Here is a 14,318-nt window from a genome sequence, read left to right on the forward strand (position 1 = left end):
AAGTTATTCCATATAGAGTCTTCATAGGGTAAACTATGGAGACTCTGTTTTTGCCTATTATTAATTTTAAAGAGTAGTTATGGCGTAAAAATGCTTTTTTTGAAAGGAGATCACAAAATGCCGATAGAACATATCAATCATAATAATCACCTTGCGGCAGAATGGGTGAAACAGTTTATTCCATATGCTAAAGAGGGGAAATGTGCAAGCTATATTCCCGCTTTAGCGGAAAAAAATCCAAATCAATTAGCGATTTCGATTATCGGTACTAATAATGACGAAATGAAAGCCGGAGAGACAACTGAACTATTTACGCTACAAAGTGTTTCAAAAGTTGTTACATTTATTTTAGCGTGTATGGAACGGGGATTACCTTATGTTTTAGAACGAGTAGATGTTGAACCTACAGGTGACACCTTCAATTCCATTATTCGTCTAGAAAGCCATCAACCTGGAAAACCTTTTAATCCAATGATTAATGCAGGGGCGATTACAGTATCCTCTATGCTTGACGGAAATTCTCCGCAAGAGAAGGTTTCAAAAATCCTTCAATTTTTAGAACAAATTGTTGGCAAGGAATTAAAGGTTAACGAAGAGGTTTTTCAATCTGAGTGGCAAACTGCCAATCGAAACCGTTCATTAGCTTATTATTTAATGGATTCTGGCTTTTTAGATTGTCCTGTAGAAGAAGCATTAGAGGTTTATTTAAAACAATGTGCTATTGAAGTAAATGTTTCGGATTTGGCGATGATTGGTTTAGTAATTGCTAATGATGGCTATCATCCTTTATTAAAAACACAAATATTTCCTAAACAAGTAGCGAAATTAGCGAAGGCATTGATGGTTACTTGCGGAATGTATAATGCTTCTGGTAAATTTGCTGCATTTATCGGTTTACCTGCTAAAAGTGGTGTCTCTGGAGCAATTTTAGCGGCTGTGCCAAGTCACGCAGGCTTAGACTCACCTTTTCCTGCTGGCTGCGGTATAGGCATTTATGGACCAGCTATTGATGATATTGGGAACAGTGTAGCCGGAGTGAATTTACTAAAGCATATTGCTACCGAGTGGAATATGAATATTTTTTAATCAATCAATGGAAGATGACTTCAGTATATGGAGTCATCTTTTTTGCGATTATGTTTTGCACTTGATTATACCGTTTATTTGCAATAAAAAGTCCTGAATAGATTCACTTTCTTTAAAGTGTTTCTATCCAGGACAAATCATCTTAGCGTAGGGCTTTCTTTCTTTTCATATAAATAATCAATAGAATAATAAACCAAATTGGTGTTAAAAGTAATGCAGTGCGTGTTGCCTCTGAAATGAACATCACTACTAATAGAAATGCAAAGAAAGCAAGTACTAAATAATTCACGAACGGAGTAAAAGGTGCCTTGAAAATCGATGCTTCGTGAAGGGCGCGATTTTTACGTTTATAAATGATATGTGAGATTAATATAATACTCCACACCCATATAAAGCAAATAGCACTAATCGTTGTAACAACACTAAAGGCGTTTTCAGGCATTAATTTACTTAGTAATGCACCGGCAGAAACTACAATTGCAGAAACAACTAGTGCGTTACTTGGGACACTGTTTTTATTTAGTTTTGCAAACTTTGGCGAAGCTTGCTTGTTGTTTCCAAGGTTAAAAAGCATGCGGCTAGTAGAGAATAGTCCACTATTACCAGCCGAAGCAGCAGATGTAAGTACGACAAAATTAATAATACCCGCAGCAATTGGAATACCAGCTAGTGTAAATACTTGTACAAATGGGCTACTTGAAGCAGACATTTCATACCAAGGATTAATGCATAAAATAACAAATAACGCTCCCACGTAGAATAATAAAATACGTAATGGGATTTTATTGATGGCAGACGGAATATTTTTTTTAGGATTGGCCGTTTCTGCTGCAGACACCCCTACTAATTCGACGCCAACAAAGGCGAAAACAACCATTTGGAATGCCATTAGGAAACCATATAAGCCGTTCGGGAATAACCCACCATGTGCCCAAAGATTTTCAACTGTCACTGTGCCAGAGCTTGTTTGAAAGCCTGTAAATAACATGATTAGGCCAATAACAATCAGCGCCACAATGGTGATGACTTTTATAAGGGCAAACCAAAATTCTAGTTCGCCAAATAGTTTTACAGTTAATAAATTCAAAATTAATAACAGTACTAAACAGCCAATTGCAGGCACCCACTGTGGTATATCAAACCAATAATGTGTATAAACGCCGACAGCAATAATATCTGCCATAGCGGTCATGATCCAACAGAACCAGTATGTCCAGCCAGTGATGTAACCTGCCCAAGGTCCTATGTATTCAGATGCGAAATCAGTAAATGATGTATAGCCTGCATTCGATAATAATAGTTCACCTAATGCCCTCATAACAAAAAATAAGGCTGTTCCGACAATGAGATAGGCAAAGATGATGGAAGGTCCCGCTAAAGCAATGGCTTTGCCTGATCCTAAAAATAAGCCAGTACCTATTGTTCCGCCAATCGCAATGAGCTGCACATGGCGATTTTTTAAATCACGTTTTAATTGTTGTTGTTCCACGTTGATCCCCCTCAAAGATTCGTAAAAACTATGACTGGAAAATAAAAAAGAGACTAGTAGTGACACTAGTCTCGTAAACGACAGAATAACAAATACCCATATCGGATGTTATATGTAAAAAAAGAAAACATTCGTGTGGTATAGCTTTCATGTTGAAAGTTGATATTACTCCTCTGTCCTTTTGCCTGAGATAGTGAACCCTTCGGCGACGCAAAATGCGCTCTCTCCAGAACTGCTCCTGCTATAGTTTTATCCATAGCATTCATAGCTTGTATTGTATGTCTTTATGACATTATTTTAAGATATTATACATCCTATCAGTGCCTGCTTAATTATTCAAGAGTAAATTTCAGTTATTTTCAGAAAAAAAGAAGATTGGAGTTCGTCTAGGTAAATATTTAACGAAAAATAGTATTTTTAGACATATGATAATTTAAGGGAAATATTTAATTCGCGGTTTAAAGTGGCGTATCTCTGAAAATTATGAATGACATTTTTTAAAATGTACGATCTTTTGTATAAGTTGATTGCAGTGGAGACTGAGCGACTCCTTGGGGATTAGCGATATAGAGGAACAAAGGCTAAAACCATCACATCCTGTGATAACGCCTTCGTGACCAACATCGTGTTGGCCCGAGACCATGGAGCGAGCAACGCGAGTGAAGCGGCTCATCGGACGCCCCTAGGAAAGCGCTCAGTCGGAACGGAAATCAACCACATGTTTTGATGATGGGAATGTGATAAGAAAGGTTTATGATTTACGTTGCTTTACCTTATTCGAACTTGTCAGACGTTAAACAATATATATAATATAGTAGAAACTCAGAATTTTTCGCAAAAAGTAAACCATCTCATAGACTTTTGAGATGGTTTCTTTTTGTTTAAAACAGAGTGATATAGGTAAATATAAATAAATTTACTTTGTTTCCATGAGTAGATTTATTTATATTTGTCACTAATGTCTTATCGATTTTTTAAATTTATTTTTTGGACTTTATTTTACCTGTCCAAGTACGGAAGCCGCCTTGAAGTTGGTAAATTTGGTTGTAGCCACGTTTTTTAAGAAATAGAGCAGCACGTGAGCTACGGCCTGTATTTTGACAGTATAAATATACTGGTAAATCTGGGCGAATTTCTTTGTGACGTTGACGTAGAGCAGTTGAAGGAACATTGCGTGCGCCAAGGATATGACCAGCATCAAATTCTTTTTGCTCACGTACGTCGATAAGCTGTGCTTTACGATAACCTTCAATAAATTGTTCTTGTGTTAGGTTTGTTACGGCTTTTTTTAGTCGTAGGGCATTGATGCCGATATATGCAATTACAACTACTAAAATAACACCGATTGTGATAAGTATGTTCAACAAAATTTCTTACCCCTTTCTATCTTCTTTATTATTATAAAAGATGCGCTAGCGATAGTCCAATGAGTTTGATAAAATTAATTAGATTGTGGCTAGAATTAATCTATCTTTATTTTATTCGTGTACTGTCACAGAATCTTTCCACTATTTTCTTGGATTAGGGTGGAGGATACTTTTAAAAAAAGAATAGAACTAAAAGCAGAGTGTCAAAATTTTGAAATGCATTATTTTTCACCAAGGGTAGGATGACATTTGTTAAAATGAATGCCATATAAGGTGACTTATTTTGTACGCTTTCGCTAAAGTTTAATTAAATATTTGTAGGAGATGAAAATATGACAACTTGGTATTTTCTAAATTCAGGGAAATGTAGCCCTTCTTTTAATATGGCATTGGATGAAGCATTACTTGATTGGCATAGTGAAGGTTTAATTCCACCAGTCATTCGTTTTTATGAGTGGGAGCCAGCAACGCTTTCGATTGGCTATTTTCAGCAGGCAAAAAGAGATATTAATTTCGAGGCTGTGCAAGAGCAAGGATTAGGCTTTGTTCGTCGACCAACAGGTGGTAGAGCCGTTTTACATGAATATGAGTTAACATATAGCGTCATTGTTTCAGAAAGCTATCCAAATATGCCTGAATCAGTGACAGAGGCATATAGAGTATTAAGTGAAGGTATATTGCAAGGTTTTCATAATCTAGGCATGGATGCTTATTTTAGTGTGCCTGATACAGAGGAAAAGAAAGCAGACTTAAAGAAACCTAAAAGTGCTGTTTGCTTCGATGCACCGAGCTGGTATGAGCTTGTTGTAGAAGGTAAAAAAGTAGCGGGTAGTGCACAAACTCGTCAAAAAGGTGTTATTTTACAGCACGGAGCGATTTTACTTGATTTAGATCAGGAGAAATTATTGTCTGTTTTCAATTTTTCAAGTGAAGAAGCGAAGGAACGTATGCGTAGAAAGCTACCAGAAAAAGCAGTTGCTATCAATAGCCTTGTTAAAGAACCTGTGACTATTGAACAATGTGTGACAGCTTTTCATGATGGTTTTGCAAAATCGTTGCAAATTGATTTAAAACCATTTACACTTTCTGAGGAGCAATTAGAATATGTACATGCACTAGAAGAAAAAAAATATGCATGTGATGATTGGAACTTCAAAAAATAAAAAATGGTATAAGAAAAATATTTTTTTATCGTTCAACCCTTGTAATAACAAGAGGTTCGGATTCTATTCGAAATTGCAAGAGTTGAATTAAAAAACTATATATAGTATCTTTTTTAAAGAAACATACACAATATGTAGTGTTTAACAACACATGATATTGTGTATTTATATTTGTAAGGCAGAAAATAAGGGAGGCAAAACGATGGTACTCACAAATCATCAACCCGAAGTAAACAAATTTGAACAGTTAAACAAAGATATTGAACAATTTCCACAGGTGCATCCTGTAACGCCTGATATGCACATTAAGCATAAAGGTGTATCAAGACTTGTGATGATCGATCGCTACTCGTTTAAGGATACGGAGAAGAAAACGTTAAAAGCCGGTGATTTCGTCGTATTAACAGTGAAGGCAGATCCAAAATTCCCTGCACGTGGTTTAGGGACAATTCAAAAGCTTGATATGTCTACGAAGACAGCAGAAATTTTGATTGAGGAAGATTACCGTAGTGCTTTAGATGATCCGAAAGAGCAAGAAACGGGTGTGATTACGCGTTCAATTGACGTGCTAGAAAAGCCTCTTGAAATATTTTATGAACAAATCGCAAAACGAAATGCAACAGGACTTGCTGCTGTTGAAAAAACACCAGAGAAACGCCAAGAATGGTTTGAGAAGTTTTATGAGCAGTTAGTTTCATTAAAATTCATTCCAGCTGGACGAGTTATTTACGGAGCAGGGTCTGAAACAGATGTAACGTTCTTCAACTGTTACGTAATGCCATTTGTAGCAGATTCACGTGAAGGAATAAGTGATCACCGTAAGCAAGTAATGGAAATTATGAGCCGCGGTGGTGGTGTAGGGACAAATGGTTCAACATTGCGTCCGCGTAACACTTTAGCACGTGGTGTAAATGGTAAATCATCAGGCTCTGTATCATGGTTAGATGATATTGCGAAACTGACTCATCTTGTCGAACAAGGTGGCTCGCGTCGTTAAGACTCGGCGACGTAATCTCGTGAATTGCTGGAACACCCTTAGAGCTTTTTTTGCTACAACGTAAGCTGCAAAGCTAGGCGTGAATGCTTGAAAAAAGAAAAGATTGGGCAATCAGCAGCGAAGCATCTATGGAAACGTAGATGAACGTTCAACGACTATTGAAACTTTCTAAGCTTGTCAAAGTATGAAAGAAGTAAATCATATGAGGCGGTGACGCTCTTATGAGGCACGAGACAAAGAACAGTATTCTTTGATGATATAGTCTGATCTTATGTGAAAGCATAAGAGTATGGCAGAAATGACCATGCCAGAAAAATTAAATTCACTATTTTTCTGTAACAAAAAATGGGAGCACAAATGATTATGCTGGCAGATTGGCATCCTGATATCGTGGAATTTATTATTTCGAAAATGCAAAATCCACGTATTCTACGATACCTAATCGAAAATACAACGGATAAAACAATTATTCGTCTAGCAAAAGAAAAATTAAACTTTAAACCTCTTTCAACTCAAGAGGAAGCTATGTACCAAGGTATTGTTAACTATAAAGGTATCGAAGGCTTAGGCGGTTTTGATACGGCTATTATTCGTGAAGCTGAAAACAAACTTCGTGATGGCGGTACGTATACAGTTCACAATCCAGAGTTTTTAACAGGTGCAAATATTTCTGTAACATTAACAAAAGAATTTATGCAAGCTGTAGAAAATGACGCTGACTTTGAGCTTCGTTTCCCAGCTGTTGAAGAATATACAAAAGAAGAGATGGCTATTTACAACAGTGAATGGCATAAAGTTGGAGATGTGCGTGAATGGGAGAAAATGGGCTATAAAGTACGCACATACCGTACGATTAAAGCGAAGGAATTATGGAATTTAATCAACGTTTGTGCAACGTATTCTGCAGAGCCAGGTATTTTCTTCATCGACAACGCTAATGACATGACAAACGCAAAAGCTTATGGTCAAAGCGTTGTAGCAACAAATCCGTGTGGTGGACTTCGCCTCACGTTAAAAATTGCGGGATAAAGCGGGAAGGCTGAGATGCTAATCCGAACCGAAGGCTAAAGGTAAAACTTAAGTCAGGGGCAACGCATACCCGGTGATCCTACCTAGTAGACTATAATCCGGGCACGAGACCGCAACATTACACAATAATAAATACTAGCCTAATTAAAGAAAGGCTGTGATCAAATGAACAGAGGTTATGCAGGTTTTTATAAATCATATTATTTAAGAAGTTCATATGAGTATGCATACGCCAAGTTTCTAGATTATCATTCAATTTCTTGGGGCTATGAAGATAAAGTATTTAATATAGGATATAAATTTTATAAACCTGATTTTTTCTTCTATAATGATACCGGTGATATTATAAAGATTGTTGAAATTAAGTCTCGCGATATTACAGCGAAAGAAAAAGCTCTTGAAGCTTTAAAGGTTATTGAAACAACTTATGATATTGATTGCGAATTAATTTCTTATGAAGAATTGCTCGAAATGTATAAGCTTGTACCATTTTCGTTAACATCCACGATAACAGAGTGGATAGAATCAAAAAATACGACAATAAACAAAGCTAGTTATGGTAGGTATAACGGCCATTTTAATCAACAACATAATGAGCAAACTAAAAAAATCATTGGACAGCATACAAAGAGATTGTGGGAATCTAATAGTCCAGCAAAAGCAAGAATGATTGAAGGTTTAAGAAAATCTGGCCTGGCTCAAAAGGGTAAGCAAAAGAAACCTAGGGAACAAAGAATCTGTAAGAGTTGTGGAAGCAACTTTGAAGTGATTGTTTCTTCATCAAAATTATTTTGTACTCAATCATGCGCTGGATATTCAAATATTCAAGTTGCCACACAAACTTATGTTGATAAGCGAGCGAAGATTCATCGAGAAATTAAACAGTCAGTAATTCGATGGGCGATCGACAATAAAGAAATTATAATTGCAACCCCTTATAATCAAATAAAATCATCTCTTCAACCATTAATTGAAAGAATTTATCAAGAATTTGGGGTTAAAGATTTTAGAGTGATTTCAAAATCGATTTTTGGGGAAGATAGAGGAAGAAAAGAACTACTTAGGTTTATGAAAAAAGTGTGTAATGAAAATGTATGCTGAACTTACAGGAATTGAACTGTAAGAACTAAAGGATAAAAAGCCTTTAGGATAACAATATTTGGAACAACCACTTGCACCATATTCTGTGTGTAACTTAGCAGCTGTGAACTTAGCGCAGTTTGCGAATAAAGAAGATCAAACAATTGATTACGAAGCACTACGTGAAACAGTTCGTGTTGGCGTTCGTATGCAAGATAATGTTATTGATGCTACACCATACTTCTTAGAGGAAAACCGTGTACAAGCTCTTGGAGAGCGTCGTGTTGGTTTAGGTGTAATGGGCTTAGCAGACTTACTAATTTATTGTGAGAAAGAATACGGCTCGGAAGCGGGTAATGAGCTAGTTGATGAAATCTTTAAAACGATTGCTGAAACTGCTTATGAAGCGTCAACAGAGCTTGCAAAAGAACGCGGTAGCTTCCCATTCCTTGTAGGAGCAACAGAGGAAGAGACAGCACGCTTACGTAAAGCATTTATTGAAACAGGCTTTATGCAAAAAATGCCTGCACATATTAAAGAGCAAATTTTAGCAACTGGTATTCGCAACTCGCATTTACTAACAGTAGCTCCAACTGGTTCTACTGGTACGATGGTTGGCGTGGCAACTGGTCTTGAGCCATACTTCTCGTTCACATATTACCGCTCAGGTCGTCTAGGTAAATTCATCGAGGTAAAAGCAGAAATCGTTCAAGAATATTTAGAACGTCATCCTGAAGTAAAAGAGAATGAGCTTCCTGAATGGTTCGTTACGGCGATGGAGTTAAAACCAGAAGCACATGCTGATGTACAATGTATCATCCAAAAATGGATTGATTCATCTATTTCAAAAACTGTAAACGCTCCAAAAGGTTATACAGTGCAACAAGTAGAAAAAGTGTACGAGCGCTTATATAAAGGCGGCGCTAAAGGTGGTACGGTTTATGTTGATGGTAGCCGTGATTCACAAGTACTGACACTAAAAGCTGAAGAAAATGATATGGATCAACTTTCATTTGAAGAAGAATTAGTAGAAGTGCCAACGAAGCGTCCAGTTGTATTAGTAGATACGATTCAAGCATTAGAATCGACAACAGTTATAGGTTCGGATGTAGGGAATACTTGCCCTGTATGTCGCAAAGGAACTGTAGAGGAAATCGGTGGCTGTAATACATGTACAAACTGTGCTGCACAGTTAAAATGTGGCCTATAAAATAATGGAAAAGTGTCGATCTCGTCAACAAGACGGGATTGGCACTTTTTTATCTTTACGTACAGGAAGTCGACCTTTTTTAGGTTTAAATTTGTGTAACTAGAAAAGAATGACAAATATTAGAGGTGCCTCTATAAACGAGGGGAGTCTACCATAGCCAAGTGAAAACAAATATGATCTATAATTTTATCTTAATAAAAATTTTTGAGGTGTTTTTCTAATTCTTCAATTGAATTTATAGAGAATTTTTTATCTTTATAACTTATAACGCCCTCATTTATGCACTGAGATTGAGTTATATAATCAGGGCAAATAAGTATTGGAGGTCTTGTTATGAGGAGATTAATTATTGACACAGATACTGGAAGTGATGATGCTGTAGCGTTAATTATGTCATTAAAATCAACTAATCTTAAAGTAGAAGCGATAACAACTGTTTGTGGCAATGTCCCAGTTGAAATGGCAACAAAAAATGCACTAATGACTATCGAAGTTGCTAATGGTCAAAAGCCACCTCTTTATGTTGGAGCAGGCAAACCACTTATGCGTGATTTAGTTACAGCTGTTAATGTTCATGGTGAAGATGGAATGGGAGATTGTAATTTAATAAATCCTACTCTCTTTTGCCAGAAACCAAGCATGCCGTAGATGCTATTCTTGAAATTATTGAAAATAACCCTGGTGAAATCGAAATTGTAACCATTGGTCCTGTTACAAATATTGCCCTTGCTATTTTAAAAGCACCTGAGACAATGAAAAAGGTAAAGCATATTTACACAATGGGTACTTCTGGCTTTGGCCCTGGAAACACTACACCTGTTGCTGAATTTAATGTATATGTAGATGCAGAGGCATATAGTATTATGCTCAACTCAGATATACCTACTACCATCATTGGATTTGATGTATGTTTAGGTGAAGCGGCTTTGAATAAGGACGATTTGGATGTATTACTATTAAGTGGTAAAGAAGAAGCTGTGTTCTCTGTTAAATGTAACCGTTCTTTGCTTGAATATAATTTACAAAGAAGTAATGAACATATTGTTGATTTACCAGATGCCGTGGCAATGGGTGTTGTATTATGGGATGAAATCGTTCTTGAAGACAAGTTATGTTACTGCTATATGTGTACTACAGAAGCCGCTGCCTATGTTCAAGTGATAGTAAACGATGGTAGTAAACTTGCCATTTCTGATGGATTTGCAGGGCACACTCCTAATGCAAAAGTTTGTAAGACCATTGACAATCAGTTATTCAAGAAACGTCTATTAGAACTATTGGTAAGTTAACATTATGGGGTCAGTATTTCACAAAAACTTAACCCGTTTTGATCAATCTTTTTTTCAAAACGGGTTCTTATCGTTTAACTTAAAACATGAGTTTGGGGGATATTTCTGATCAAATTTTAGTCAAAATCAACATTAGCTACAGAAGTATCTCCCTTTGAGGGAGGGGCTTAGGCCTAAGCACAAAGCCGATTGCCATCCATTAAGATAAAGGCTCTTATTTGAAGTAGTTAGTTATTACAATATTTCAATATATCCTTCTGTTCCATGTACGCGAATTCGTTGACCGTCTTTTATCAGTTTAATGGCATTTTCCACTCCAACAACTGCGGGTAAGCCATATTCACGCGCGATAACTGCTCCATGGGTCATCAGTCCACCTACTTCGGTAACTAGACCCTTTATGGATACAAACAATGGTGTCCAGCTAGGGTCAGTAAAGGAGGTAACTAATATATCTCCTTCTTCTATATCAGCATCTTCCATGTTTAAGATGACACGAGCCCGCCCCTCTATAACTCCAGAAGAAACAGGGAGCCCTACAATAGCTTTGGTTGGGAGATTTTCTCGTTTGTATTCACCTGTAATGATTTCACCGTCAGACGTGATAACGCGTGGGGGAGTAAGTCTTTCATATAATTTGTACTCGTCTTTTCGTTTGCTGATGATCTGATAATCTAGTTTATTTGTGAGTACGATTTCGCGAAGTTCTTCAAAAGTGAGATAATATATATCTTCTTTTTCATGAATAACGTTGGCGTTTACGAGTTGTCCGGCTTCTTTCAGTAAAGCCTGCTTATAAACGAAGTAGCGATTAATCATGCCGTATTTTGGATATTCGCGATAACCGATGAAATTCCGGATTAGGCCGATCATTCGTTTTGTTTCTATGGCTTTTTGTTCACCGTCCGGTACTTGCTTCAATCGCTTTAATAACTCTTGTTCTTTTTTCAAAGCTTCCTGTCGCCCTTGTTCAAATTTCCGAGTGCTGGCATTAGGCTGCATGTTTTTGATATTGTTAAGAATCATGGGGACAAGTGTTATTGGTTTTTCACTCCAACGAGTTTTCGTAATATCGATTTCTCCGGCACATCGCATTCCGTATTTGCTGAGAAAAACATAGATAGCTTCTCTAGCTTCCTGTCCACCATAACACTTAACTAGTTCATCCAAAAAGTTATCATCTTTTGCGTGTTGTAAATATGCAATTACTTCTGGATAAGGACGGATTGCATCTGCGACATCTAATAGTGCTAGACCCATTTCCGAAGTAATGTTATTTGGTACAGATTGAGAAAGCGTGTCTGCTACGTTTTTTTCACCTAACCACTCGTTCATTTTTTCGTTGATCCATATTGAAGCATTTATAGCAGCCATAAATACAGCTGAACTTTGTGGGTCAAATAAAAATTTCTTTAATTCCTGAATATCTTCTTGAATAAAATCAAATAAATCTATTCCGGATTTCGTTTGGATGTTTTGTTTTAACTCTTCTATGGATGTTTGATTACGCTTAATCAATTCAGAAACGATTTCTGGATTGTTTTCGATTTGTGCTAGCTTATCTGTATTGCCTCTGTTGGGACTTGGTACTTTATTATCATTGGGTATCGATTTTATAAAATCTCCACGCTCAATGATGTTCATAAGTGCGTCTTTCATGAGTGGATCGTGTTGTCCCATAGCATTTAATAAATTGTTTCTATTGACCGGTGAAGTCAGTTGATGCGTGACATCAACAAACAACCTTCCGCCAGCTTTACGCATGGGCGCAGAAGTCGTTAACAGGAAAAAAGACAATCCCATTGGTTTCATGGGATCGGTCATCATTTGTTGATGACCGACAGATATATAGACGTGGTTTTCTTGATCATTCGCTTTAGGGATGGGGAAAAGAGTCGTGATTGGGCGACTTTGGACAATATAAAATGTATCATCAACCAAACACCATTCGATATCCTGTGGGCAATCAAAATAAGCTTCGATCTGTCTTCCAATCCGTGCTAGTTGTAAAATTTGCTGATCGGTAAGTGTTTGTGTTTTTTGCTGATTCGGATCGATCTGTTGTGTCTCTGTACCTCCTTCTTTTAGGCCATAGATAGCTAATTTCTTGGCCGCTATCATTTTATCCATGATTTTATCTTCCTGTACTTTATAACAATCGGCAGAGACCAAGCCAGAGACCAGTGCTTCACCGAGTCCAAAACTGGCATTGATTGATAGCAGTTTTCGGTTAGAAGTTATCGGATCAGCGGTAAATAAAATTCCGGATGCCTGTGGGAAAACCATCCGTTGTATGATAACGGATAAATAAACTTGACTGTGGTCAAATCCATTTTGCATACGGTAGATTACCGCGCGATCTGTAAATAGGGAAGCCCAACATTTGCGAATATGCTGCAAGATGGATTCTTTGCCGATGATATTTAAATAGGAGTCTTGCTGACCAGCAAAAGAGGCATGTGGTAAATCTTCAGCCGTCGCACTAGAACGCACTGCATAAGCATGGTCATCACCTAGCTGAGAGAGTGTGTGAGCAACTGCATTTATAACGTCGGAAGGAATTTCTACTTCCATAATGATTTGTCGAATCTTCCTGCTGATTTCACCAATTCGATCTCGATCCTCTACTTTTAGCATTAATAGTTGGTCCAACAATACTTGAAACGTTTCGTTTTCTTCGATAGCTTTTTGATAACCTGCTGTTGTAACACAAAATCCCTCTGGTACTTTTATTCCTTCGATTTTTGATAATTCCCCTAAATTTGACCCTTTTCCACCAACGAGCAAAAGCTGTGTTTTATCCATTTCCTGAAAATCAAGAACCAAAGAACTCATTCTGCATCTCTCCTAACCGTTTTGTTGAGAAAAAATATTTGACAAGAGCTTACCGGTACGATATAATTAAAATATAAAATAGGATAATTATGCGCATTCGACAGACAGCAAATGTAATATAATTATATCTTCGTGTCTGTTTTTGTGCAATATTAAAGAACTTGGTAAAAATAACCAGTATGCTTCTTGATTTTCCTCTTCCGCTAATCACATCAAAAACCCGATTTAATCCGACTCACTGCATATTTAATCCCTTCATGCTTATGATACTTTTTAACTCTTTCACGGTATTTCCCATCTTTTTTCACTTAATTTATTCTTTTACATTGATGCGTTCGAATTGCATTAAAAATTGGCTATAAGAATTAACGCCACAAACGGAAGCTTATGTTGATTTGGCTAAAGCAATGTTCTTCAACAAAACTACATAATAAAAATAATATGATATCTATTAAAGGGCGCGATTGTGAAGGACGCAGGTAGAAAATGGTCAAACTTTTTAATAAAAATTGATATGTAAATCTTCTGGATAAGAATCCGTTTTAATGAATCTTTTTTCAAAATGGATTCTTTTTATTTATCGTAAAATACTGATTGTGAGGTATATTGTGATCAAACTTTAGTTCAAAGCAACATCTATCTCGTCAAAAAAAAGATGGATAGGCACTTTTTTATCTTCAATTAGACAAAAGCTTTGGAAGTCTCCCACCTTTGAGAGTGGAGATGGGTCCCAGTTGCAACGTAAGATGTGGGGCAGAATGGAAATTTCAATT

At 36.8% G+C, this 14,318-nt stretch carries 8 protein-coding genes, 3 pseudogenes and 1 riboswitch; of the genes and pseudogenes, 8 read left to right on the plus strand and 3 right to left on the minus strand.

Annotated elements, in window-relative coordinates; translation table 11 throughout:
• Positions 1 to 117 precede the first annotated feature (117 nt).
• Positions 118 to 1,086 (plus strand): glutaminase, encoded by a 969-nt coding sequence (locus ACFVT8_RS03320; RefSeq protein ID WP_387081965.1) that lies wholly within the window; start codon positions 118 to 120, stop codon positions 1,084 to 1,086.
• A gap of 142 nt (positions 1,087 to 1,228) precedes the next feature.
• Here ACFVT8_RS03320 and ACFVT8_RS03325 read toward each other — a convergent pair whose 3' ends face one another.
• Together ACFVT8_RS03325 and ACFVT8_RS03330 are read right to left on the minus strand one after the other, a co-directional pair.
• Complete coding sequence (locus tag ACFVT8_RS03325) at positions 1,229 to 2,575, minus strand: amino acid permease (RefSeq protein WP_387081964.1); 1,347 nt, start codon at positions 2,573 to 2,575, stop codon at positions 1,229 to 1,231.
• Positions 2,576 to 2,738: 163 nt separating this feature from the next.
• Positions 2,739 to 2,815, minus strand: a riboswitch (glycine riboswitch).
• Positions 2,816 to 3,555: 740 nt separating this feature from the next.
• Positions 3,556 to 3,939: a rhodanese-like domain-containing protein gene (locus tag ACFVT8_RS03330; protein ID WP_387082543.1), complete on the minus strand. Its 384-nt coding sequence runs from the start codon at positions 3,937 to 3,939 to the stop codon at positions 3,556 to 3,558.
• 335 nt (positions 3,940 to 4,274) lie between these two features.
• On the opposite strand from ACFVT8_RS03330, the gene ACFVT8_RS03335 reads away from it, so the two are divergent.
• From ACFVT8_RS03335 to ACFVT8_RS03365, 7 genes and pseudogenes are all read left to right on the plus strand, one after another.
• Positions 4,275 to 5,105: a lipoate--protein ligase family protein gene (locus ACFVT8_RS03335; protein WP_387081963.1), complete on the plus strand. Its 831-nt coding sequence runs from the start codon at positions 4,275 to 4,277 to the stop codon at positions 5,103 to 5,105.
• Positions 5,106 to 5,307: 202 nt separating this feature from the next.
• A pseudogene (locus tag ACFVT8_RS03340) lies at positions 5,308 to 6,099 on the plus strand (ribonucleotide reductase N-terminal alpha domain-containing protein); the annotation flags it as partial.
• Positions 6,100 to 6,450: 351 nt separating this feature from the next.
• A pseudogene (locus tag ACFVT8_RS03345) lies at positions 6,451 to 7,098 on the plus strand (vitamin B12-dependent ribonucleotide reductase); the annotation flags it as partial.
• A gap of 198 nt (positions 7,099 to 7,296) precedes the next feature.
• Positions 7,297 to 8,232 carry a PDDEXK family nuclease gene (locus ACFVT8_RS03350; RefSeq protein WP_387081962.1) on the plus strand — a complete coding sequence of 312 codons (936 nt, stop codon included), beginning with the start codon at positions 7,297 to 7,299 and terminating at the stop codon, positions 8,230 to 8,232.
• 61 nt (positions 8,233 to 8,293) lie between these two features.
• Positions 8,294 to 9,421, plus strand: a pseudogene (locus ACFVT8_RS03355) (hypothetical protein); the annotation flags it as partial.
• Positions 9,422 to 9,754: 333 nt separating this feature from the next.
• The gene (locus tag ACFVT8_RS03360; protein ID WP_387081961.1) at positions 9,755 to 10,069 is read left to right on the plus strand and encodes a nucleoside hydrolase; all 315 of its coding nucleotides are present in this window, start codon (positions 9,755 to 9,757) and stop codon (positions 10,067 to 10,069) included.
• Positions 10,045 to 10,710, plus strand: a complete 666-nt coding sequence (locus ACFVT8_RS03365) for a nucleoside hydrolase (RefSeq protein ID WP_387081960.1) — start codon at positions 10,045 to 10,047, stop codon at positions 10,708 to 10,710. The genes ACFVT8_RS03360 and ACFVT8_RS03365 overlap by 25 nt, the downstream gene beginning before the upstream one ends.
• Positions 10,711 to 10,944: 234 nt before the next feature.
• Here ACFVT8_RS03365 and ppsA read toward each other — a convergent pair whose 3' ends face one another.
• On the minus strand, positions 10,945 to 13,545 hold the full coding sequence (gene ppsA / locus ACFVT8_RS03370; RefSeq protein WP_387081959.1) for a phosphoenolpyruvate synthase: 2,601 nt from the start codon (positions 13,543 to 13,545) through the stop codon (positions 10,945 to 10,947).
• Between the last annotated feature and the right edge of the window lie 773 nt (positions 13,546 to 14,318).

The sequence above is a fragment of the Lysinibacillus sp. NPDC058147 genome, assembly GCF_042884205.1.
Classification (GTDB): Bacteria; Bacillota; Bacilli; order Bacillales_A; family Planococcaceae; genus Lysinibacillus.

Excerpts from the sequence above, each read along its gene's own strand:
- ACFVT8_RS03320 (WP_387081965.1), top strand. The coding sequence starts at position 118 with ATGCCGATAGAACATATCAATCATAATAATCACCTTGCGGCAGAATGG.
- ACFVT8_RS03350 (WP_387081962.1), top strand. The coding sequence starts at position 7,297 with ATGAACAGAGGTTATGCAGGTTTTTATAAATCATATTATTTAAGAAGT.
- ACFVT8_RS03335 (WP_387081963.1), top strand. The coding sequence starts at position 4,275 with ATGACAACTTGGTATTTTCTAAATTCAGGGAAATGTAGCCCTTCTTTT.
- ACFVT8_RS03360 (WP_387081961.1), top strand. The coding sequence starts at position 9,755 with ATGAGGAGATTAATTATTGACACAGATACTGGAAGTGATGATGCTGTA.
- ppsA (WP_387081959.1), bottom strand. The coding sequence starts at position 13,545 with ATGAGTTCTTTGGTTCTTGATTTTCAGGAAATGGATAAAACACAGCTT.